The 23,342-nt window shown below is 53.1% G+C and carries 20 protein-coding genes and 3 tRNA genes; 13 read left to right on the plus strand and 10 right to left on the minus strand.

Features of this window, described 5'->3' with window-relative positions; translation table 11 throughout:
• Positions 1-4 precede the first annotated feature (4 nt).
• A complete protein-coding gene (locus H8B13_RS16030; protein ID WP_187311983.1) occupies positions 5-1,759 on the plus strand; it encodes an ABC transporter ATP-binding protein in 1,755 nt (584 codons plus the stop codon).
• A gap of 41 nt (positions 1,760-1,800) precedes the next feature.
• Complete coding sequence (locus H8B13_RS16035) at positions 1,801-2,322, plus strand: hypothetical protein (protein ID WP_187311822.1); 522 nt, start codon at positions 1,801-1,803, stop codon at positions 2,320-2,322.
• A gap of 69 nt (positions 2,323-2,391) precedes the next feature.
• Here H8B13_RS16035 and H8B13_RS16040 read toward each other — a convergent pair whose 3' ends face one another.
• From H8B13_RS16040 to H8B13_RS16050, 3 genes are all read right to left on the minus strand, one after another.
• The gene (locus tag H8B13_RS16040; RefSeq protein WP_187311823.1) at positions 2,392-3,093 is read right to left on the minus strand and encodes an outer membrane beta-barrel protein; all 702 of its coding nucleotides are present in this window, start codon (positions 3,091-3,093) and stop codon (positions 2,392-2,394) included.
• Positions 3,094-3,259: 166 nt separating this feature from the next.
• Positions 3,260-3,333: transfer RNA gene (locus H8B13_RS16045), tRNA-Pro, on the minus strand.
• Between the two features lie 100 nt (positions 3,334-3,433).
• Positions 3,434-3,507: transfer RNA gene (locus H8B13_RS16050), tRNA-Pro, on the minus strand.
• Between the two features lie 282 nt (positions 3,508-3,789).
• Here H8B13_RS16050 and H8B13_RS16055 point away from each other — a divergent pair.
• Complete coding sequence (locus tag H8B13_RS16055; protein ID WP_187311824.1) at positions 3,790-4,269, plus strand: T9SS type A sorting domain-containing protein; 480 nt, start codon at positions 3,790-3,792, stop codon at positions 4,267-4,269.
• 75 nt (positions 4,270-4,344) lie between these two features.
• Here H8B13_RS16055 and H8B13_RS16060 read toward each other — a convergent pair whose 3' ends face one another.
• Positions 4,345-6,129 carry an ABC transporter ATP-binding protein gene (locus H8B13_RS16060; RefSeq protein WP_187311825.1) on the minus strand — a complete coding sequence of 595 codons (1,785 nt, stop codon included), beginning with the start codon at positions 6,127-6,129 and terminating at the stop codon, positions 4,345-4,347.
• Positions 6,130-6,396: 267 nt separating this feature from the next.
• Between H8B13_RS16060 and H8B13_RS16065 the strand changes: the two genes are divergently transcribed.
• From H8B13_RS16065 to coaE, 8 genes are all read left to right on the plus strand, one after another.
• The gene (locus tag H8B13_RS16065) at positions 6,397-7,488 is read left to right on the plus strand and encodes a Glu/Leu/Phe/Val dehydrogenase (protein WP_187311826.1); all 1,092 of its coding nucleotides are present in this window, start codon (positions 6,397-6,399) and stop codon (positions 7,486-7,488) included.
• A gap of 115 nt (positions 7,489-7,603) precedes the next feature.
• Complete coding sequence (nusB, locus tag H8B13_RS16070; RefSeq protein WP_187311827.1) at positions 7,604-8,788, plus strand: transcription antitermination factor NusB; 1,185 nt, start codon at positions 7,604-7,606, stop codon at positions 8,786-8,788.
• Between the two features lie 144 nt (positions 8,789-8,932).
• Positions 8,933-9,244 (plus strand): YtxH domain-containing protein, encoded by a 312-nt coding sequence (locus H8B13_RS16075; RefSeq protein ID WP_084443414.1) that lies wholly within the window; start codon positions 8,933-8,935, stop codon positions 9,242-9,244.
• A 166-nt stretch (positions 9,245-9,410) separates the two neighbouring features.
• Positions 9,411-10,412: an isocitrate/isopropylmalate dehydrogenase family protein gene (locus tag H8B13_RS16080; protein ID WP_187311828.1), complete on the plus strand. Its 1,002-nt coding sequence runs from the start codon at positions 9,411-9,413 to the stop codon at positions 10,410-10,412.
• Positions 10,413-10,565: 153 nt separating this feature from the next.
• Complete coding sequence (locus tag H8B13_RS16085; protein ID WP_187311829.1) at positions 10,566-11,090, plus strand: DUF1573 domain-containing protein; 525 nt, start codon at positions 10,566-10,568, stop codon at positions 11,088-11,090.
• A 108-nt stretch (positions 11,091-11,198) separates the two neighbouring features.
• On the plus strand, positions 11,199-11,516 hold the full coding sequence (gene yajC / locus H8B13_RS16090; protein WP_187311830.1) for a preprotein translocase subunit YajC: 318 nt from the start codon (positions 11,199-11,201) through the stop codon (positions 11,514-11,516).
• A gap of 19 nt (positions 11,517-11,535) precedes the next feature.
• Positions 11,536-12,501, plus strand: a complete 966-nt coding sequence (locus H8B13_RS16095; protein ID WP_187311831.1) for a hypothetical protein — start codon at positions 11,536-11,538, stop codon at positions 12,499-12,501.
• Between the two features lie 2 nt (positions 12,502-12,503).
• On the plus strand, positions 12,504-13,103 hold the full coding sequence (gene coaE, locus H8B13_RS16100; protein ID WP_187311984.1) for a dephospho-CoA kinase: 600 nt from the start codon (positions 12,504-12,506) through the stop codon (positions 13,101-13,103).
• A gap of 7 nt (positions 13,104-13,110) precedes the next feature.
• Here the strand turns inward: coaE and H8B13_RS16105 are convergent, their stop codons facing one another.
• The 4 genes from H8B13_RS16105 to H8B13_RS16120 form a co-directional block, all read right to left on the minus strand.
• Positions 13,111-14,283 (minus strand): hypothetical protein, encoded by a 1,173-nt coding sequence (locus H8B13_RS16105; RefSeq protein ID WP_187311832.1) that lies wholly within the window; start codon positions 14,281-14,283, stop codon positions 13,111-13,113.
• A gap of 77 nt (positions 14,284-14,360) precedes the next feature.
• Positions 14,361-15,986, minus strand: a complete 1,626-nt coding sequence (locus tag H8B13_RS16110) for a glycosyltransferase family 39 protein (protein ID WP_187311833.1) — start codon at positions 15,984-15,986, stop codon at positions 14,361-14,363.
• 145 nt (positions 15,987-16,131) lie between these two features.
• A complete protein-coding gene (locus H8B13_RS16115; protein ID WP_187311834.1) occupies positions 16,132-16,617 on the minus strand; it encodes a hypothetical protein in 486 nt (161 codons plus the stop codon).
• 217 nt (positions 16,618-16,834) lie between these two features.
• Positions 16,835-16,912: transfer RNA gene (locus H8B13_RS16120), tRNA-Val, on the minus strand.
• 134 nt (positions 16,913-17,046) lie between these two features.
• Here H8B13_RS16120 and H8B13_RS16125 point away from each other — a divergent pair.
• The gene (locus H8B13_RS16125) at positions 17,047-19,638 is read left to right on the plus strand and encodes an AsmA-like C-terminal region-containing protein (RefSeq protein ID WP_187311835.1); all 2,592 of its coding nucleotides are present in this window, start codon (positions 17,047-17,049) and stop codon (positions 19,636-19,638) included.
• A 135-nt stretch (positions 19,639-19,773) separates the two neighbouring features.
• Positions 19,774-20,679 (plus strand): TerB family tellurite resistance protein, encoded by a 906-nt coding sequence (locus tag H8B13_RS16130; protein ID WP_187311836.1) that lies wholly within the window; start codon positions 19,774-19,776, stop codon positions 20,677-20,679.
• Between the two features lie 83 nt (positions 20,680-20,762).
• Here the strand turns inward: H8B13_RS16130 and H8B13_RS16135 are convergent, their stop codons facing one another.
• Positions 20,763-21,908, minus strand: a complete 1,146-nt coding sequence (locus tag H8B13_RS16135; RefSeq protein WP_187311837.1) for a mechanosensitive ion channel family protein — start codon at positions 21,906-21,908, stop codon at positions 20,763-20,765.
• A 45-nt stretch (positions 21,909-21,953) separates the two neighbouring features.
• The gene (locus tag H8B13_RS16140; protein ID WP_187311838.1) at positions 21,954-23,180 is read right to left on the minus strand and encodes a Glu/Leu/Phe/Val dehydrogenase dimerization domain-containing protein; all 1,227 of its coding nucleotides are present in this window, start codon (positions 23,178-23,180) and stop codon (positions 21,954-21,956) included.
• Positions 23,181-23,342 lie beyond the last annotated feature (162 nt).

The following is a 23,342-nucleotide window of genomic DNA, read 5'->3' on the forward strand; positions in this document are numbered from 1 at the left end:
CCTGATGAAGTATGTGCGGCCGTACCGGCGGATATTTTATTTTCTAATTTTCCTGACCGTTGCTACGGCCGCGCTGGGCACCCTGCGCCCTTTTCTGATCCAGAAAATGGTGGACCGCAGCATCGAGCAGGGCGACTTGACGGGCGTAAACAACATGTTTGCCTTGCTGCTGGTATTACTGGTGGCTCACACACTGGTAAGCTATCTGCAAACCTACTTTGGCGGTTGGCTGGGTCAGTATATCGTGCGCGATATTCGGGTTGATCTGTATCAACACATTCTGAATCTGCGCCTTAAGTTCTTCGACCGCACACCCATTGGAGTCCTGGTAACCCGCAATATTTCCGACGTAGAAACTTTGTCGGATGTGTTCAGCGAGGGGTTAGCGGCCATGATTGGCGACATTCTCCAACTGCTGTTCATTATGGGCTTTATGTTCTGGATTGACTGGCGCCTCACGCTGGTGAGCCTGTCGGTCATTCCGCCTTTGATTATCAGCACGTATGTGTTCAAAGAGAAGGTAAAGCAGTCATTTCAGGAGGTGCGCACGGCAGTGGCCAACCTCAATTCCTTCGTGCAGGAGCACCTAACGGGCATGAACGTAGTGCAGATCTTCAACAACGAAGAGCGCGAGTTTCGCAAGTTCAAAGCCATTAACCAGGAGCACACACGGGCCAATGTGAAGTCGGTGCTGTATTACTCCATCTACTTCCCAGTGGCTGAGGTGTTGGCCGCTATTGGCGTAGGGTTGCTGGTATGGTATGCGGCGCAGGGCCAGATTGAGGGCACTATCTCAAAGGGGGCGCTTATTGCCTTTATCCTGTATAATGCGCTGTTCTTCCGGCCAATTCGGCAAATTGCTGACCGCTTCAATACGTTGCAGCTTGGCCTAGTAAGTACGGACCGTCTGCTGAAATTGCTTGACAGCAAGGAGCTTATTGCCGATACTGGCACGCTGGCGCCAGCCGCCATCCGTGGGGATGTGGCCTTTGAAAAAGTCTGGTTTGCCTACAACGACGAAGAGTACGTGCTGCGCGACATCAGCTTTAACGTAAAAGCTGGTCAGACCATCGCCTTCGTGGGTGCTACGGGTGCGGGCAAAACCTCTATTATCAACCTGCTCAGCCGCTTCTACGAAATCAACAAAGGTACTATCCGCGTCGATGGGCACGATCTGCGCGAGTTCGATCTGAAAGAGTTGCGCCGCCACATTGGGGTGGTATTGCAGGATGTGTTCTTGTTTGCAGGCACCATCGCCGACAACATCACGCTGGGAAATAAGGATATTACGGAAGCCCAAATCTGGGAAGCAGCCGATCTAGTCGGTGCCCGACGCTTTATTGAGCGACTGCCGGGCGGCTTGCATTATCCGGTAATGGAACGCGGCGCGACGCTCTCCGTTGGTCAGCGTCAGCTTATTAGCTTCGTGCGGGCCATGGTATACCAGCCGCAGATTATTATTCTGGATGAGGCTACTTCCTCGGTCGATAGCGAAACGGAGGAGCTGATACAAGAGGCTATCGACAAACTTATGGAGGGCCGTACCTCACTGGTTATTGCGCACCGTCTCAGCACTATTCAAAAGGCCGACCGCATTATCGTGCTTGACCGCGGCGAGATCAAGGAATCGGGGACCCACGAAGAACTATTGCGTCATGGGGGCTTCTATCAGCAGCTCTACCAGATGCAGTACAAAGACGTAAGCATGGAGCTGAACAATGAAAAAGTGGATCTGGGAAGTAGTGCTCGCACTTCTTAATTCACATTGTACTTTGTAGCACTCACTTTAAACACTACATAATGCGTTGGTTCTGGCTTATCGGTTTTGCTCTGGTGCTTATTCTGGGTGGCATATATGCTTATCTGGGAGGTTTCCGTCAGCCTGAAGTAACGGTGATTACAACTGCGAAGCCCATCTTTTTGGCTGGGCGCTACTACAATGGGCCCGTTCAGGGAGATGAGTTTGGACCTCTGTTTCGTCAGGCGCAACAGTACAGGGAGAAGAATCACCTCCAGGGCACACTCGGCAATATCTATTACAACGACCCCGAGGCGGCCGGCGACACAGTAAAAGCCTTTATCGGCCTTATTGTAGCGGATACAGTTTCACAGAATTTGCCCCCCGGCTACCGCTACAGCACATTCAGCGGTGGGCAGCGGGTAGTGCAGGCCCGCTTGGAAGCTAGTTATATGTTAGCACCCGGCAAGCTGTATAGTGGCATTAAAGAATACGCAAAGCAACAGAAGATACCCCTGCGCCAAGTATATGTGGAGCAATTTCCGGACGCAGGGCCGGCGGAAGTGTTGGCAGTAGTTAAGTAGAGAAACCTCAAAACAAAGCCGGCCCGGATAGACATCGGGGCCGGCTTTGTGCTTGGTAGAATGGCGATTTTATTGGCGACCTATGTAATAAGAGGCTCCTAGCGTGAGAGTGCTCAAGCCAAAATTGGCTCCAAAGCTTGAGGTTTTAGTTTCCCTATCATATTGTCCCTCCTGTAAACTTGAAGGCTTAGTGCGAGTGCGAGAATAGCCAATACTACCAGCAGTCAGTTCCAAACCTAGTTTATGAGAAGGAAAGAAAACTAGCGCTGGAGTGATACTGACACCCCCTCCATTAGTTTTACTTTTACGTTCATTGTCAATTTCATCAAATGTAGTGGTAGTAACTTGATGATTTAATCCAGCTGATAATTGGCTATAAAATCCGAAGCTCTCAATCGGGAAATAGTAGTAACGCAGAAAAGGCGCCACATTATAAGCGCTAGATTTTGTTATTAGTTTGTTCGGGCGGGCGGGATCGGCACTTTCAGAATAAGGCCTAATTTCTTTTGTTGTACCAAATCCCAAAGACAGCCCTGCAGCTAGATTGTCAGCTATAAAGTAACCTGCATTTGGATTGACATTAAAATTTTGATAAGTGAGCTCTATTGGGTTTGGACCGGCAGGAATGACTGACCCAACATACTTGCTCTCATTAGTAGACCGATTGTATCCAATACTTCCCCCAATTAAAGAGGTGCCTCTACTTATTTGAGCTTGAGCTATTGAGAAGTTTAGAGATAAGAGTAATGCCAGAAAAACGATCTTCTTCATACAGATAGTGGAAAAGGGAGTAAAGAGATAAAGTGATTGAATACCAAGCTGGCAAAGAACGCAACCCTAACTTCATCTTGTATAGTAGATATAATAATTAAATTATAATATATAAAAAAGCCCCCCAAACAATCGTCTGGGGGGCTTTTTTGAGAGTTAGAGTAAGTCGGGGTGGCAGGATTCGAACCTACGGCCTCGTCGTCCCGAACGACGCGCGCTACCGGGCTGCGCTACACCCCGAGAGAGGTGCCGTTGGGGGGCACCAAGCCTTCCTTTTACTGCCCAAAAAAAGCCTCCGAATCGAAATTCGAAGGCTTCTTTTAAACAGCGAACTGTTCTGTCGGAGTGGCAGGATTCGAACCTACGACCTCCAGCACCCCATGCTGGCGCGATACCAGGCTACGCTACACCCCGATAGAATCGAGTCGCAAAGATAAGAGACGATTTGGGTTTGGCACAATCTTCGGAAGGATAAAATTTGTGGCCAAAAATGATAAAGCTCCCCAAGCGCTTCCAAACCCAAACTGAAAAGTTTGATGAAAAGAAGAAGACGGTTGCCAGTAAATGGGAGAGCATCTACTTATCAGTTGAGGCTGAATAGAATGCAGTTATAACGGGGAAAATTAGAATAGAAGAATACCAACTGCATGATACTTTTACAGGATATTGACTTTATCCCTTTCGTTTCGGATGCATATGAAAAACTTTACTGTATTGCTGGGCTTAGGAATGGTCTTTTTGCTAACGGTGCCGACACACGCCCAAACGAAACCCGCCGCAAAACCCGCAACTTCTGCTGCTAAGCCAGCCACACCTGCGGCCTCCGCGCCAGTAGCTTCCGCTGCCGTAGAGAAGCCCACCGATGCTGCTGAGCCCACGGCCGCACCCTCCTTGATAACTGATAAGATGGATGCGCCGGCAGCCACTTCCGGGGCGCTTAAGGTGAGCTTGGATAATAACCCTTTGACTAAGAGCCTGATTGTGCGCACCGACGCTGCGGGTCCTACCCGTGTAGAAATAAACGACGGCGAAGGCCGGCCCGTGCTGACTCGCAACATGATGGTGGGTAATAAGCCCACTTCCCTCGACGTAAGTCGTTTGCCTGCTGGCTACTACATTGTGCAATGCACCGCCGGCGAACGAAAAGGCATGCGCCGGGTAATGCTTGGTCAGTAAGCCAACGACACAAAAAAGCCCCCTAAATACGTATCTAGGGGGCTTTTTTGTGTCGTTGGCTTACTGATGCCAGCCTTACACTTCTTCCGTCTGCAACTGCCGTTCGTAGAGAGCACGGTAGAGGCCATTTGCATCCGCCATGAGGGCAGCGTGGGTGCCATGCTGCACAATCTGGCCGTCGTCGAGTACGAGAATCTCGTCAGCTAGCTTCACCGATGATACCCGATGAGAGATTATCAGGCTGGTGCGGTTGGCCATAATGCGTTGAAGGCTACCCAGAATCGCATTTTCCGTGTTGGTATCTACGGCTGAAAGCGAGTCATCCAAAATCAGAATTTTCGGCTCTTTAACCAAGGCACGGGCAATGCTGACGCGCTGTTTTTGCCCCCCAGATAAGGTAATTCCCCGTTCGCCGAGCTTGGTGTCGAAGCCCAGCGGAAACTGCACGATATTGTCGTATACGTTGGCGTCTTTGGCCGCTTGCAGCATTCTTTCTTCGGTCGGGTTTTCGAGGCCGAAGTTGATATTGTTGCGAATGGAGTCCGAAAACAGGAATACATCCTGGGGTACGTAGCCGATCTGCTCCCGCAGAGAGGTCAGGGCATAGTCGCGCACATCGGTGCCATCTACCAGAATGCTGCCGTCCGTTACGTCGTAGAGGCGGCAGAGCAGAGCGGCCACGGTGCTTTTGCCCGAGCCCGTATTACCAATAACCGCCAACGTTTGACCGGGACGAATTCGGAAGCTAACGTTTTTAAGGGCCTGAATACCAGTGTCAGGGTACGTGAAAGACACGTTATCGAATACGATATCACCCTGAATGTCACGCTCTACATTTTGGCGGGAGATGATATCCGTCTTCTGATTCATGAACTCGTTGATGCGCGCCTGTGAAGCTTCTGCCCGCTGCACGAGGCTGCTGGTCCAGCCCAGAGCCGTAACGGGCCAAGTAAGCAGGTTCACGTAGATTAAGAATTCAGCAATGCTGCCCACGCTAATAGTACCGCGAATAACTTCCTGCCCGCCAATCCAGACGGTAATAATGGTGCTTAAACCCACCAGGAACAGAATCAACGGGAAAAACAGGGAATTCACAAAGTTCAAACTCAACGACTTCTCCCGGTAATTGTCGCTGGCCACGGTAAACTGCTGATGCGAATCCTCTTCGCGCACAAACGACTTCAGCACCCGAATACCCGAAAATGCCTCCTGCACAAAAGTGGTCATACTGGAGAGGGAGCGTTGAATTTCATCAGACTTGCGCTCAATCAGATTGTTAACATAGAAAATGCTGATGGAGAGAATGGGTAATGGCAAAAGCGTATAAATCGTCAGCTTCACGTTCACCATCAGCATCAGCGGAATGATGAGCACAAACAGAATAACGAGCTGCATAAAATACATAAGCGCCGGCCCGATGTACATGCGCACCCGGCCCACGTCCTCGGAAATGCGCGACATCAGGTCGCCGGTATTATGGCGCCGGTAGAAGCTCAGCGGTAAGGATTGGTAGTGCTGGAAAATCTCGTTTTTCTGGTCGTTCTCTACCCGCCGCGACATGACAATAAGCGTCTGGCGCATAAAGAATAGGAATATACCCCGCAGCAACGCCATAATCACGATGAGTAGGCCGTAGAGCAGGACGTTGCGCCCAAACAACTCATACACGCCGCTTTGCGCCTGGGTGCCGGCAAAAAGGTGATATAAATCGATGCCCTCATTCACCAGATCGAAGGCGTAGCGCACGATTTGGGCAGGGAAAATAGCCAGCAGCGTCGACAGCGCTACGAACAGCACCCCACCTAGGAAATGCCATTTATAGCGGTACAAATACTTATTGGTAGAGGCAAGAGCGCGCACAGGTCGAGGGGTTGGAATGAGGTAGCGAAGGGAGTCGCCAAGCGGTGTAAGCCCGACGGCTGGGGGGCAAAATCAGAAAATCGGGTTACTTTTGCCCCCAAATTGAGGGGTAATGCTAAGCTCTAGCTCTGCAAATCGTCGTACGTCTAACGTTAGTTACGACCACAACGATTCACCACACTGGAGCTTCGTCTTGCCCTCAAAGATACAACAACCGCTTTCCACCCAGTTTACCTTCCCACCCACCCTTTTTAATTTTTGTCCCGCATGGTTGAAATCCAGGAGTTGACCGATACCTCGGTCTTCGGTCAGATTGCCGAGCATCAACACGAACAGGTCGTATTCTGCCACGACCACGAGACGGGCCTTAAGGCCATTATCGGTATTCACAACACGGTGCTTGGCCCAGCCTTGGGCGGTACTCGCATGTGGGAATACGCATCCGACGCAGACGCCCTGAACGATGTGCTACGTTTATCGCGCGGCATGACCTACAAGGCCGCCATTTCGGGCTTGAACCTAGGCGGCGGCAAAGCCGTCATCATTGGCGACGCCAAAACGCAAAAAACCGAAGCCCTGCTGCGCAAGTTTGGTCGCTTCGTGAAGAACCTCAACGGTAAGTACATCACGGCCGAAGACGTAGGGATGACCACCAAGGATATGCAGTATATCCGCATGGAAACCAAGCATGTAGCTGGCCTGCCCGAGAGCATGGGCGGCTCCGGCGACCCATCGCCAGTGACGGCTTTCGGTACCTACATGGGCATGAAAGCCGCCGCCAAGAAGGCCTTCGGATCGGAGAGCCTGGCGGGCAAGCGCATTGCGGTGCAGGGCGTTGGCCACGTGGGGGGCTATTTATTGGAGCACCTCATTAAGGAAGGCGCCAAAATCGTGCTGACCGACTACTACGAGGACCGCAAACTGGAAATGGCCGCCAAATACAACGCGGTAGCCGTTGGTCTTGATGAGATCTACGATCAGGAAGTCGACATCTACTCGCCTTGCGCGCTGGGTGCTACCATCAACAGTGACACAATTGACCGTTTGAAGTGCCGCGTTATTGCGGGCTGCGCCAACAACCAGCTGCAGGATGAGAACGTGCATGGTCCGGCCCTGGTAGAGCGAGGCATCATCTATGCGCCCGACTTCCTCATTAATGCTGGGGGGCTAATTAACGTCTACTCGGAAGTAATTGGCGGTAGCCGTAAGTCGGCCCTCAGCCAAACCGAAAAGATTTACGACTTCACTACTGAAGTGCTTAACAAGGCTGAACTCGAGGGAATTCATCCTCAAAAAGCCGCTATCCGCCAAGCTGAGCAGCGTATTGCTGCATTAGGCAAGGTAAAATCAACTTATTAATTGCGTTGCGCGTTGTGGGTTGCCTTTCGGTAGGTAGCGGAAAAACTCTTTTATAAAGCGGTATCTTCTGACTGCCAACAGGCAACTCACAACTCGTAACAGACACCACATCAGAATGCTCAATCGTCGCTCGCTTCGCATCAAGGTTATGCAGGCCCTATACGCTTACCATCAGGCAGTAGGGTCAGATTTTCTGCTGGCCAATGACCGCATTGCCGAGGAATTCGCCCCCGACCTCACTTCTCCCGAGCCCCAGGACCGTAAGGTGCTGCAGGGGCAGCGCAAGCTGGCGGAAGTTATCTTCAAAGAGTGGCACAAGACCAAGGAAACGCCGGAAAAAACCGAAGATGCGGCTGTGAATGAAGCCGTGGCCGATGCCATCAGCTTCTACGAAAAGCAGGTCAAGAAAGAAGGAACCTTCTTTGAGGGCCAAATGCTGCACGCTGCGGAGAGCATTCACGACCAGTACATTCATCTGCTGAACCTGCCCACGGCTTTGCTGCGGGTGATGGAAGACGAGCGCGACCGGGAAGCGCGGCGGTTTACGCCGTCCAAGGAAGCCCTGCTCGATACTACTCGCTTTGAGCAAAACCAGGTACTGGAAAAGCTCGTGGGCAATAAGCAGCTGCAGGACCTCACCATTCGGCGCAAGCTGCAGTGGAACGGCGAGCAGGAAATGGATGCACTGCGCACCGCCTGGCGCCAGGAAATAAAGCAGGATGCTGATTTTCAGACGTATCTGGCCGCACCGGGGGGCAATTATGCCGAAGACCAGGAGGCGCTGAAGCACTTGTACAAAACCTTCGTCTTTAAGGAAGGCGCACTGGCTACCCAGCTGGATGAGGCCGACTTGAACTGGGAGGAAAACCGCTCAGTGGTCAAAAACCTGGTGGTCAAAACGGTGAAGATGCTGGACGAGGCCGCCGATGAGAACATGGAGCTCATGGCGCTTTCAGCCAACTGGGCCGAGGACAAGGAGTTTGCGCAGAGCCTTTATCAGCAGACGCTTGCCGATGACGAGCGCTACGAAAAGCTGATTGCCGAGTCAGTACAGAACTGGGACGTGGAGCGCGTAGCCCAACTCGACAAGATCGTGCTGAAGATGGCTCTCTGCGAAATGCACCTTTTCCGCAGCATTCCAGTGAAGGTGACCATCAACGAGTACATTGAAATCAGCAAGATGTACAGCACACCCAAAAGCAAGCAATTCATCAACGGTATTCTGGACAAGCTGGCCCAGGATTTGACGGCTAGCGGTGCTATCCGCAAGTCGGGTCGTGGCTTGCTTGACAATCAGTAATAGTTAAGCTGGATTACGAACTGGTAGCAAGCAGGACATTGACCCATTAGTAGGGTGACTATATATCTCATTTTGCGTCTTTGCGTACTCAGTAGTAACTAACGTCTCATTTCTCACCTGTTTGTACTCACTTCTCTAAAAAATATGGGTAGCAAAACCACTACCGGCCTTGTGTGCTTCGCGGGCGGTGCCCTTACCGGAGCCGTTTTGGGTCTGCTGTACGCGCCTGAAAAAGGCCGCGAAACCCGCAGCTGGCTGAGTTATCAGCTCGAAAAGTACCGTGAGGTACTCGCTGATCTTACCGAAAGCTTAGTGACGAGCCGGGTAGATGCCGGTCCTTCAACGGCTAAGTCGGAAGGGCAGAAAGTAATTCGCGAAGCCAAAGACAAAGCAGAGCAGCTGCTCGGCGATGTTGACCAGCTCATCAACCAAATCAATTCTCGTAAGACGGTTTAGGTAATGCGCTGATTTGACGGTGTGCTGATGTGCCTAGGATGGTTTTCCATCGGGGCGCATCAGCACACTCGCATTTCACGCAGCCAAGTAGCGACTTCGCTTTACCTAAAAATGCCGATTCGTTTTGCGGCACATTTGCACATCAAACAATCAGTAGATCAATAGAATGCATACAATCACCCTTATTCCCGGCGACGGCATCGGGCCCGAAATCACGAAGGCCGTTACAGATATTTTCAGTGCCGCCCAGGTGCCCGTGCAGTGGGAAGAGCAGAACGCCGGCCAAACGACTTTCGACCAGTCGGGCGAGTTGATTCCGCAGGCGTTGTTAGATTCGTTGGAGAAAAATCGCGTGGCCCTGAAAGGCCCAATCACGACGCCCGTTGGGAAAGGCTTCCGCAGCATCAACGTGTCGCTGCGTCAGAAGTACGACCTGTACCAGAATGTTCGCCCTTCCAAGACTAACGCCGGCATTGTGACGCGCTACGAAGGAATTGATTTGGTGCTGTTTCGCGAAAATACCGAGGGTTTGTATTCGGGCCTCGAAGTATGGGATGAGCGCTTAGGCATTGCCGACTCTTTCAACCGCATTACGGTGCAGGGCTCGCGCAAAATTTGCCGAGCGGCATTTGCGTACGCAGCCAAGCACAACCGCAAAAAGGTAACCCTGGCCCATAAGGCCAACATCCTCAAGATGGCGGGTACACTTATGATCAATGCCTGCAAAGAGGCGGCCGCTGAGTTTCCGCAAATTCAGTTTGAGGACAAGATCATTGATAACATGTGCATGCAGCTCGTCAATAAGCCCGAGCAGTTTGATGTTATCGTGACTACCAATCTCTTCGGTGATATCTTGTCTGACCTTTGCGCTGGCCTTGTAGGTGGCCTGGGCGTAGTAGCGGGGGCAAATATTGGCGATAATATGGCCGTATTTGAAGCGGTGCACGGCTCGGCTCCTGACATTGCCGGCCAAGGCAAAGCTAACCCTACGGCTTTGCTCCGCTCAGCCCTGATGATGCTACACCACCTCGGCGAGCACACGCACGCCGACCGCCTCGAAGCTGCCTTGGACGCTACCTTGCTGCAAAAGGAAAAGTGCACTGGCGACTTGGGAGGCAAGGCCTCGACCAGCGAATTTGCCCAAGCTGTAATTGATAATTTGAAATAGAAAAAGCCTCCCAGCGCCTAATTTTGTGCGCCTCACTAGGGGCAAGTGGCTGCTAGGTGCCGGAACCCTGCACCGCATTCACCTGTTTTAGTTTTTTTAATTGAAAACGAAGAACTTAGGCTGTCCAAATAAGACGGTCTGCAAACAATCTCCATGAAACGTACCCTGATTCCTTCCTTGTTCGCCTTTGCCATGTTGCTGGGCGCTTGCAACTCCGACAAGACCACTGATGTAGGCACCGCCGGCATGAACGCCGCCGCCACCGCTGCCGATGCTACGGCTAGCCCGGTAGTTGACAACCCCAACGTGGCCAGCGAAACCGAAGCGCCCAACCCGAATGCGCCGGTGATGACCTTCGCGGAAACCGAGCACAACTTTGGCGACATCAAGCCGGGTGAGGTAGTAAAGCACACCTTTACGTTCACCAACACCGGAAAAAGCCCCCTGCTAATTGAAAATGCAACGGCTTCCTGCGGTTGCACCACTCCTAACTGGACCAAAGAGCCCATTGCTCCCGGCGGCAAAGGAACCATTGACGTACAGTTTGATAGCCAAGGCAAAACTGGCCTGCAGAACAAGCAAGTATCTATTCGGGCCAACACGCAGCCCACTATCACCCAAATTGCCATTCGTACCAACATCCTACCTGACGGCCAAAACGGTCCGTTAGCTCAATAAAACGGTAAGTAAGGGCGGCCCTCAAGCCGCTCTTGTTATTTTTGCTGATTCGTGTGAAGCCGGCTACTTGGTAGCTTCGGCGTTTTCCGTTCACCCAACACCTCTCCAATGTTCCTCACGCTTTTATTGCAGGCCCCGGCGGGGGGCATTACTCAGTTTCTGTTTCCGGTGGCTATTGCCGCCGTGGTTTATTTTTTCATGATCCGGCCGCAGCAGAAGCGGGCTGCTACGGCTCGTAAATTCCGCGAGTCGCTGACCAAAGGCGCTACGGTAGTTACGATCGGAGGTCTGCACGGCAAAGTCGTGGATGTGCACGAAGAGTCGGTGATTATTGAAGTAGACCGGGGCACTCGCCTTAAGTTTGACCGTAGTGCTATTGCGCGGGAAGTAACTCCAGCAGCAAAGGCGCCCGTAACAACGCCATAATTGCCTTAACTCTACCACTTTGCCGCTCACTCGTGCTGCCCGTTTGGTTCGCTGGTTCACCAGTCCGTTTTACGGGCAGGAGAGCAGCTACTGGCGGGCAGTTACCGTTTGTTTTGTGGCCGCTTCCACGTTTTGGCTGCTAAATGCGCTGAACAAAACGTATTCTACCCGCATTACTTACCCCTTGACTTGGCGCTACGACACAACGCGCTATATACCGGTGCAGCCGCTCCCCAGTGAGGTAGCTGTAAACGTGACGGGGCGCGGGTGGAAACTATTACGCAAGGCACTGATGCTGGACGTGAAGCCAGCGGAAGTTCCTATAAGCCGCGTGCCCACGGCTACTCGCTTTGTTACGGGCAGCTCGTTGCGGCCCGCCTTGCAGGCAGCGATGGAAGGTATGCAGTTCAATTATATTCTGACTGATACGCTTTGGGTGGAGTTCGACGAACTGATAACGCGCCGCCTGCCGTTAACGCTCAGCCCAGATATTGATGGGTCCGCTTTGCCCTACGCAGCGCGCTTTGTGCCCGAAAGCATTGCTTTTAGAGGACCGGCCCGCACCGTGAACCGCCTGGCCAGCCCTTACCCTGTGCATCTGCCCAAAGCGCCGGCTGGTAGCAGCGACGGTGCTATCATCGTGCCCATCGGCGGTCCGGCGTCGGTTGAAACGAATGTGCAGGAAATCCAGGTGCGGCTGCAGCCGCGCCCCCTGCTAACGGTGCCTGTGCAAATAGTCCCTGAGCTCAATAATTTTCCGGTCGGAGAGCAATTCATGTTTTCCCCCGCTACCATAACCGTAGAAGTGCAGTGCTTCCCTGAGGATACTGCCCGATTGAACCTGCAGGAACTGCGAGTGATGCTGAACTATCGCAAGCTAACGGCCCCCGATTCTAGCCTGGAGCCTATGCTCGTACAAGCGCCTTCATTAGCTCGGGGCACCCTCATCAAAACGCCCGCCGTACGGGTTTCACGGAGTCGATGAGTATGTTGCGGATTGGTATTACCGGCGGGATTGGATCGGGGAAGAGTATTGTCTGCCGGTTATTTCAGCTGCTAGGTGTGTCGGTTTACGATTCTGACTATCGGGCTAAATGGATTATGGCCAATGATTTGAGCTTGCGAGCAGAACTGGTGACCACATTTGGCCCTAAGACTTTTAGTGAGACCGGCCAGCTGGATAGAGCCTACTTGGCCCGCGTCGCCTTCTCTGACCCCGCGCAGTTAACTTTGCTTAATTCCTTGGTGCATCCGCACGTAGGCCGCGACTTTGAAACCTGGGCCGTAGCGCAGCAGCAAGCAGGGCATGCGTACTCGCTGAAGGAAGCAGCGTTGCTTTTTGAGTCGGGTGCCTATCGGCAACTCGACCGCATTATTACGGTTTTTGCCCCCCAAGCCGTGCGCCAGGCGCGCGTATTGCGCCGCGATCCTCACCGTACCGCTGAAGATATTCTGGCCATTGTAGGCAAGCAAATGAGCGAGGAGGAGAAGATGCAGCGCGCCGATTATGTCGTATATAATGATGATCAGCAATTGCTTATACCGCAGGTGCTGGCGCTCGATACACTGTTTCGGCAGCAGGCGTAGCGCTCCGCTACCTGATTATAGCGCTGCGCTCGAATTTACGGGTTGGGTCGAAAAGCTTGCGGTACGTAACGTGCGTTTTGGAAATGCGGGCCCCAATAGAGCGCGTAAGAGCCAACATACGGGGGTTGAAGTCGCCGATCCAGTTCATCTCTATCTCCGTGTAGCCGGCCGCTACAATCGCCTCCTGGGCGTGTACCAGCATCGCCGACTCGACGCCTTTGCCTTGGTGGGCGGGCACCACGCCGAAGATAACGCCGAACATTTTGCGTGGCTTCCGGCGTTCGTAGCGCCATTTTTCCAACACAAACCGGATTTTGCCCCCCAGATTTAACCGTGGCCCCACGTGCTTAAAAATCTGATTTAACTCAGGTAGGCTCACAAAAAAAGCCACGGGCTCACCCTGGTGATAAGCAAACCAAAGCAGGCGGGTATCCATTACGGGCCGCATTTGGCGTACCAACTGATGTGCTTTGTCCAGCGTCATCGGGTTGATGCCCGAATGATTGGCCCAAGCCAGGTTATACACGTGGTGAAAATCCTGGGCCATTTGGTCGGCTGAGCGACCTCCTGAGTGAGCAAATGTGTACGCAGGCTCCTCCTGCGCGTAGCGCTCGGCGGTGCGCGCAAAGCTTGGGTGCAGCGGCTCGGCTACTTCCCGGTGGCAGGTGTATTGCTTGAAATACACCTGGAAGCCATAGTGTTCAAATAGCTGCTGATAATAGGGCGGATGATAAAACATCCCATAATTAGGCTCCGTGAAGCCCGAGACCAACAAGCCCCAAAAACGGTCGCGCTCCCCGAAATTAATAGGTCCATCCATCGCTGCCATTCCCCGAGCCATCAGCCACTCTTGGGCAACGCTGAATAGCTGGTCGGCTGCCGCCTGATTATTAACGCACTCAAAAAAACCAATTCCTCCAGTCGGCAGAGTAGGGTCGGTATGCGCGGTAAGCTCATTTACAAAGGCGGCGATGCGACCAATAGCTGTGCCTTGGGCATCAGTGAGAACCCAACGGGTGGCGGTGCCATGTCGAAAGTTGGGATTGCGCCGCGCGTCAAATACGGCTTCAATATCATTGTCGATAGGCGAAATCCAGTTGGGATGGTTTTGATAAATGCGGGTAGGCAGATCCAGAAATTGCCGGCGGTGCTGGGCAGTAGAAACTTCAAGGAGTGACATCACGAATTAAGAAACGACACCAAGCGGGCGAGCGGTATAGTTATAAAAAGGCTAAATGATGCAGCCCCATACTCGACTTATTGGCCGGTGCGTCGAAAAACCGATAGGATGCGCACGCCATTAACCCGGATAGTATGAACTTCCCGCCCGATAGTGTCGGGGAAGTACTGCGTCCGATAACGATAGTTGGTGAGGATGTAGTCGGCGTTTCGGTAGTTAGCAAAGCGTAAGCGGGCGCGATCAGTGGGGGGCAAAATTAGCGAGTTTGTATAAACTAGGTGGCCACTGGGCCAGGGCGAGTACACGCTAATGTTGGGCGCCTGATCATGAGCGAGTACCCATTCAAGCCCTTGCCGATAGGAAAGTCCCCAATAGTCGAGGTCGAAATTGCGCTGGGCATAGCTGGGGGGCAAAATGCTGAAATACGTCTGCTGGTGCGGATGGTCGCGCACTATGCGCCAAGCGGCGTGTACCATTCCGAAGATGACAACCAAGAAAGCACCCATAGCAAGGGGCCGCCATTGAGGCCGCTGCCGCGCTATAGTAATGAGCGTATGCACGCCCCGCACCGCCAGCAGCACCAGCGCTGGATAGATGAAGTATAAGTGCCGCCAGCCATCATACACCACCGGGCGCAATACAATAACCAGCAGCACAGGCACCAGTAACCAGCTAACGAAAAGCAGATCGAGGCGCCCAGCAAATGTGCTCAGACTTGCGCGCCCTCGCTGACTTATCTCCCACATCCAGGCGGTCACTCCGGCTAAGGTGGCAAGTATGTAAGGCAAAGGCGTTGTGATGATTATCCATGTAGGGATATAATGCCAAGGGAGCTGCGTGCCCGGCAGGACTCGCCCAAAGTACACCACCCGCCCATGCCAAGGATACTGATTAATTCGCTTTGTAGCCGCTAAGAGGTCTTTCCAGGGTAAAGCCCACAAGTAAGGCCAACCCAGCACCGTTAAAGTCAGCGCAGCTACGCTATATATTCCGCCCACTCGCAGCAATTGCCCGCGCTCGGCCGGCGCTCGGTAGCGGGCTTCTAGGCCCAGCATTAATACGCTTACAAGCAACAGCAGCAACCCCTGCACGCGCACATCCACGGCCAGTGCGGTCGCCAGTCCATGTATGACAGCCCGCCCCAAGGTAGGGCGTTGCAGCAGGCGCGTGAGCGTGTAGAGAGCCAGCGTGAACAGGGCCATATACACGATGTCTTTGCCGTTGTAAAAGGACTCAGCAAAAAAACGGGGCGAGAGGACCAGTAGTCCGGCTGCGAGCAAACCCCAGTGCCAGCTTTCAAAGCGTTGCTTCGCAAGTTGATAAAGAGCCCAAACCCCGAGCACGAAGACAAGAAAAATACAAAAGTGACGAAGGCGGTAGAACGCTTGCGAATCGCCATGGGTAAAGACAAAGCTCAGCAAGGCTAGGGGCAATTCGAAAGCCACCCCGTGATCAGCATCAGCAAACTTCTGGATGTCAGGAATCAGGCGGCTGCTGGCTTGGCGGGCTACTAACTCAGGTGCAACCAACTGGGCCAAGTACTTGGCACTCACCAGCCCGTTGAGGTGGTTGTTGGGCTCATCCCACGACACACCGTAGTCATCATGCAGCCAAAGACCTAGGCCAAGCAGTATCCCAAAAAAGCCCCCCACAATCCATTGGCTGCCCGACTTAAAGAAGCGAAAACGAAACAAGTCAGGCATAAAGAGTGCTGCTGTAAGTGCGCAAGTTAACAGCTAAACGAGCAAGAGTTATGAAGCAGAGTGTTTGTTGAAATGCAAAACCATAGACACAAAAAAGCCCGCTTCATTCGTGAAGCGGGCTTTTTTGTGATTACTGTGCTAGCCTTTAGATAGACCCATAAGTAACAGTACGGACAGTCGTTGCGCCGTTGCTAGTCGATGTTTGCTTAACCGTCATAGTAGAGGAAGTTAAATCGGCAGGACCGCTGAGCGTAGAGGGGAAATTGGGGCACAAGCATGGCTCCGTAAAAGTTATGACCGTACGGTCGGCGTTCCAACTCCAAGTGCCTTTTGCTGTCTGTGGATCAGGAGCAGCACATTTGCTTGGCCCCTCATTTATCTCCAAAACGCCATTATCGCTGAAGCGGATAAAATCATCCTTGCCGCAAGCTTGCAAAGCCGCGTAATTATCTACGGTTGTAGTAGCGCCGGCACTGGTTGTGGTTACGCTGACATCAGCCGTTGCGCGCCAATCTTTATTGATCAACAGAGTCGTTTTAGGATCATCTGCTTCCGGCTCATTCTCTTCACCACAAGAAGTAAAAGTGACAGCCAGTAATAAGGAAAGGCTGAAGGTCAGTAAATGTTTCATAATACAGGAAGGGTAGGAGAGATGGGGCTATTAAGCAGCATTGTAGCTGCTATAGTGACAAACTGAATACGATATACGCTTCAGCAGGTTACTTTATTATAAAGATCCCACTAAAACGAATAAAATTATTGATTTTTACGGGGTTTAATCAGTTGTGCTTCTCCTAAATTTCAGATCTATAAACAAAAAAAGGACAGCCGTTTCCGACTGTCCTTTTTGGTGGGAGATACTGGGTTCGAACCAGTGACCCTCTGCTTGTAAGGCAGATGCTCTGAACCAGCTGAGCTAATCTCCCTTTGTTCCCGTTTGGGATGGCAAATATGGCAGGTCATTTTCGAATACGCAAAAAAAACCGCGACCTTCGGGCTATTATTTTTTGTGAGAGAGGTTAGAAAATCTCTCAACTGTTTCACTACCAGAAAACTTCGGTTGTTGATTCGCTTAAAAAAGTTTTTTCTGTACTCATTGCTAGGAGGCATTTTGCTGCTGTTGGGGAGCATTTTGGGAATCTGGCTAGGGGAGGAGCGCATTATTGCGCTGTTTGTGCGGGAAGCCAACCGGCACCTGCGTACGCCTGTGCAAGTGGGTAAAATTGATCTTTCGTTGATCGATCAGTTTCCGCGAGTATCTGTAACGCTGCAGAATGTGGTAGTGGGAGGATCTTTGCCTCAAGATACTGTGGCGTTGGCGCGCGCTCGTCGCTTGTACTGTGCTTTCGATATCTGGGACCTTGCAGCCGGCCGCTACCGCATCCGCGCCGTGACTTTGGACTCAGCGACGGTGCAGGTGCGCTATGATGCGCAAAGTCAACCGAACTGGGACGTTTTCCGCGCTGACTCGTCGGATGCCTCTGATGATAAACCCTTCGCATTTGACTTGGAGCGGATTGTGCTGCGCCGCGTGCTGGTAGTATATGATGATGTAGCTCGTCGCCAGCGGCATACTATTCGGGCCCACGACTTGCGTGCAGGGCTTTCGGTGACAGATGAGCTTATCGACATTCAAGCCGACGGGAAGGCGCGCATTGAGGCTATCGAGCTAGGTCAGGATAAATACTTTCGGCAGAAGGAAATGACGCTCAAGACGCTGATAGCCATTGACCGGCCCGGCCGGCGGGTTGCCATTCAGCCCTCCGATTTGCGCATTGGGCCCGCTACGTATAGTGTGGCGGGTACGGTAGGGTATGGGGGCGAAACGCAGTTGGATTTACGCTTGGAAGGTAGGCAGACCGATATACAATCGGTGGTGGCGTTGCTGCCGCCGCGCCTAGCTGGTAACTTAAGCGCTTACCGCAGTCGGGGGGAAGTATACTTTCGGGGTACGGTGCGCGGAGCTATGTCTGCTTACAGCAATCCGCGGGTAGACGTGCAGTTTGGCTGTCGCGATGCTTCCTTCTACCATCCTGAATACCGAGAAACCGTAGAGCACGTCTATCTGACGGGCTCCTTTGACAATGGGAATAAACGTTCGCTGCGCACGTCTACGCTGGCTTTGCGGCAAGTGCGCGGCACCCTGCATGGGCGGGCGCTGGGGGGCAATTTGCGGTATCAGAACTTCGAAGATCCTACGGTCCAACTCGATCTGCGGGCCGACCTTGATGTGGCCCGTGCGTTGCGCTTCTATCCGGTGGCCGCTGTGCGCACAGCCAGTGGCGACGCACGCTTGGCTGTACGCTTCAACGGCAATCTGCGAGCCTTTCGGGCCCAACCCGCAGCCGCAACGGTGCAGTCCAGCGGCGACCTGACGCTGCGGGGCGTGAGTCTGCGCCTACGCGATTTCGGGCAGCCGTTTACGGGGCTCAGCGGTAATTTTATTCTCCGTCGTAATGATGTAGCGGTCAGTGATTTTAAAGGGCGGATTGGGCGCTCTGACTTTCAGGTAAATGGTCTGTTCAAGAATGCGCTGGGCTGGCTGTTGCTGCCCCGCCAACAGCTATTAGTAGAGGCCGATGTGGAGTCGCGGTTACTGGATTTTGACCAATTGCTGAGTGCGCAGTTGGCGGAGACTGCTTCGCCGAAAAGCACTCCACAAAGTAAAAAGCGCGCCCGGCAATCAGAATACGAGTTTCACGTAGCGCCCAATCTGGCGTTGGATGTGCAGGCCAGCGTTAGCCGGGTACAGTTTAGGCGGTTTCGGGGGCGTAACCTGAACGGCACGGTGCGGCTGCGCGACCAAGTTATTTCCTCGCCTACGCTGAGTGTAGCAGCAGCCGGAGGCCAAGCAAGTATTCGGGGGAGCATCGATGCGCGTCAGCCCGATTTGCTCAAGGTGCATACCACTATGGCCTGCTCGCAGTTGCCGCTCGATAGCTTGTTCTACGTGTTTGAGGACTTTGGGCAAAAGTTTATCACGGCTCGCCACCTGCGTGGCCGCCTTACGGCCTCGGGCGAGTCGGACCTGTATTTCGACCGCCGACTCACGCCACTTACCGACCGTATGGAGGCCGAAGTAAGAGCAACAGTGCGCGATGGGGAACTCAATAATTTTGAGCCGTTGCAGAAGCTTTCCATGATAGCACGTCGGGAACAGTTGCGGCATTTGCGCTTCGCCGAGCTTACCAATAACTTTTATATTCAGAGTCGGACGGTCTATATGCCCGAAATGGAAATTCGCTCGAATGTGCGCACGGCTTCCATTATTCGCGTTACGGGCACGCATACTTTCGACCAGCAGATGGATTATCACCTCTCTATTCCAGTATTGCCGGGGCTGCTGCACCGGGCTTCGGTAGGAGGAAGCGGCACTACCGGCCCCAACCTGCTGCTGGCTATTCAGGGGGATGAGAACAACTTCAAGGTTAGCTACGATCGGGCGCGGGCGCAGGCCAACCGGGCGGCCGCAACGCCCCCCAGCGGCGGTCCACGGCTTAATCTGGGTGATTTACTGGATGGACCAGCCGCCGCTACTGATCCTGCCGCGACGCCTGCTACCCGTCCTGCTGAGATCCGTAAGCCATTTGAGATGAAAAAACCCGTGAAGAAGCCAGCGCAGCCGCAGCCAGACGAATATTTTGATTTTTAGCTTCCTCGTTATTAACTGTAAGTAAAAGTGATTGTAACACCCGGATCTGCCATAGGCAACAGTTGAGCATCAACATTTCCGTGTGTAGCGCGTTAAGGAGAACGGTATTTTTCTTTCCTCCCAACCTCAACCGCTATGGATAACAGCACGCAAGTATTACAGAACTATTCCGAACAGGAAAAAACCGCTTACCTCAGCGTAATCGCCAGCCTAGCCTCGGCTGACCGTCAGGCTTCAGACGCCGAAATCGAGTTTTTGCAGCAGCTCTCTCAGGCTGCCGGCCTGTCTAGTGGTGCTACTCAGCAGGTTGTAAGCGCCGCTCAGGATGCCAATAATAGCACCGTACAACAGAACCTGGACGCACTGAAAGGTAGTGAGCTCCGCTTTTCTCTGGTAACCGACCTGATCAGCTTTGCCCGCGCCGATGGAGCTTATTCCAACGACGAAGAGGCCATGGTTAACAAAATTTCCAATTATCTCGGCATCAATCAGCAGCAGCAGCACACGCTGGAGCAAGTGGTTGATCAAGCCGAAAAAGTGCCCCACGATGCTAATGACCCCGCTAAGCAAAGCTTCTTTGGCGGCATAACGGATAAGCTCGAAAGCGCTGGTATCCCAAAAGGCGCCCTGATGGGTGGCCTGCTGGGCGTAGTGGCCCCAATGGTGCTGTCGCGCGTAATGGGCGGTGGCAACCGTGGCGGCATGATGGGTAGCGGTGGTATGGGCGGCCTAATGGGCGGTAGCACCATGGGTGGCCTGATGGGCGGCATGGGCGGCAGCGGTATGGGTGGCCTGTTAGGCGGTCTGCTAGGCGGCGGCCTGCTGGGTAGCGTAATGGGTGGTGGCGGTCAGCAACTACCCCAGCGTGGCTCACATGTGGGCAGCGGTGGCTTAGGCTCACTCACGTCTATTCTGGGTGGTTTGGGCGGACGTCCTAACTCGGCACCGCGTTCTGCCGGTGGCGGTGGTCTGGGTAGCCTCCTCGGTGGTGGTGGCAGCTTAGGTGGCCTGCTCGGCGGCCTGCTGGGTGGTCGTCGGTAGAACCAGTTTTATATCTCTACAAAAAAGCCCCCCAGAGATATTCTGGGGGGCTTTTTTATGCACTTAAGATTTTTGAACGGCTATTACTTTCCCAAAAGAGGCTGCTCAGCTGATTCGAGGCCATGCAGCCGGTCGACGGGCGATTGAGTGCTGGCCAGCATATTGGCAAACTTGCCACCGTGGCGTTCTACAGCCTCCACGATAGCGTAGTTCAGCTCCTCTTTCACTGCCAAAAACTCATCGTAGTTATTTGTTTCAACGAAGTACTGCACGGCTGCCTCCTTGGCAGTAGGCGTGAGGGCCGTAAACTGCAACTGTACCTCGTCGGTCGTGAGGGGGTGTGCCCGGATGGTGGCGGTGGCATCGGCAATAATGCGGCGCAGTTGGTCGCTAGTCGTTTCGTGGCTGATGGTGAGCGTGAAGTTGACGCGCCGAGCGGTGCGCAGAGACAGGTTGTCCAACGGCTTGTCGATCATCGACTTATTGGGAACCGTCACGTAGCTTTTCTCCACTGTGCGCAGCCGCGTGCTGCGAAAACCCACTTTTTCGACGGTGCCGGTTACGCCGCCCACCGTCACTAGGTCGCCTACATTGAAGGGGCGGTCAAGAAAGATGGTGAAGGATGCGATGAGGTTTTCGAGGCTCTCCTTGGCCGCAAAAGCCACCGCCAAGCCGCCAATGCCTAGACCACCAATTAGGGCCGTCACGTTCACGCCAAAGCCTTTGCTGAGAATAATTAGAAAGGTAATGATCATCACAAACACCTTCAGCAGATCCTTGGCAAAAGGTATTAACTGGTTATTAAGCCGGGACGGTAAAAGTTCGGCTCGACGGCTGAATACCAGCACAAAAAAGTCGATGAGCCGCAGAATGACCCAGCAAATAGCGGTGATAAAGCCAATCTGGTAAATCCGAAAAATAAGCAGTTCTAACCAGTGCTCGCTTTTGTCCAGATCTGAGGTGCGAACCGGATAATTCAGCACTTTGAACGCCAGAAAAATAGTAATCAGAACGACGACGACCTCAATTGGCTTAATGAGCAAAACCTGAAACTGCTTCTCACTAACGCCCTCCGTTTGCTTGCGCAGAATGCGAAATAGCAAGTGCGACAAAAAGCGCGACAGCAAGGTTTTGAAAGCGTACCCAACCAGCAGAATAGCCCCGCACACGAGATAGGTGCCGACGTTGTTGCCGAAGATGCGGTACTGAAGAAATTCGTTGACAGTCATGGAATTACAAAATATGATTGCCCTCTTGAGAGAACAATCAACAAACTATACTAGCTCCCGCAAGGCCATCTCAAACGATTTCTGAGCCAGCCCCGTACGGTCGTCACCCTGTAGGCGAGTGCGCTCCAACGCCCGACGAATAACACGCGACGTATCACCGAAAATGGCTTGGTCGGTGATTTCGGCGTTGGTTTCCATCAAGTACGCGAATACCCGAGCCATCCCGCAGTTGGCGATAAAATCGGGAATGACGGAAACGTGTTGGTCGGCATATTCACCGGTTGGCCCAAAGAAGATTTCGGGATCCTGAAACGGTACATTGGCTCCGCAGGAAATAACCTCCAGGCCGCCCGCCAGCATTTGCTCTACCTGATCCCGCGTAACCAGGCGCGACGAGGCGGCAGGAATAAATATTTCGGCCCCTGAGGACCAGATACGCTTGCTTATTTCCTCAAAGGAAAGCAAGCCGCTAGCGACAAGCGTGTTGTTCTTTCTATCGAGAAACAGCTGTCGCAGCTCCTCCAGCGAAAATCCATCCGCACGCAGCAACCCACCGGCCCGGTCGATGATGCCCGTAATGCGGACGCCGTGGGTAGCCAAATAATAGGCTGCTGCTGCGCCTACATTGCCCCAGCCCTGAATAATGGCGCGCTTGCCAACTAGTTCGCCGCCCCAAAGTTCATAGTAATGGCGCACCGCCTCTGCTACGCCGTAGCCAGTAATCAGGTCGGCCACGGTGTACTTGCGGCTCAGGCTGGGCGTGAACGTTGCATCTTCAATCACCTTAACGACCCCTTGGCGCAGCTGCCCCAGCTTCTGAATCTTCTGCGGCTCAGTGGCGTGGTAGTGACCGTTTACGATGCCCTCCTGCGGGTGCCACAGGCCATAGTCCTCGGTAATAGGAATCACGTCGTGGATTTCGTCTACGTTCAGGTCGCCGCCAGTACCATAGTAGCTTTTAAGTAGCGGAATAACAGCTTTGTACCAACGCTCTAGCACGCCGCGCTTGCGTGGGTCGTGGGGGTTAAAGTTGATACCCGATTTTGCCCCCCCGATGGCTGGCCCTGACACCGTGAACTTCACTTCCATGGTCTTGGCCAAACTCTCTACCTCGCGCTTATCCAGGCCCAAGCGCATGCGGGTGCCGCCGCCGGCCGCCCCGCCTCGCAGCGAGTTAATGACAACCCAACCTTCGGCTTCCGTTTCGGCATCCTTCCATTCAAAAACTATTTCGGGACGCTTATTTTCAAATTGGGCCAGCAGGTCTTTCATTAGAAATACAAGAAAATTGATAGAGTGAAAAATGTGGCACAAAGGTAAGTAGACCCGTGCTAGCGGTTAGGAATAAGCTTTTATAACTAAATTTTTTGTGAGTAAAGCCGCACTAAACTCTGCCTGTAGCAAATCTTTTCAGCGCTATGTTCGTTTCAAAGG

Source organism: Hymenobacter sp. BT188 (genome assembly GCF_014333585.1).
In the GTDB taxonomy this organism is placed as follows: Bacteria; Bacteroidota; Bacteroidia; order Cytophagales; family Hymenobacteraceae; genus Hymenobacter.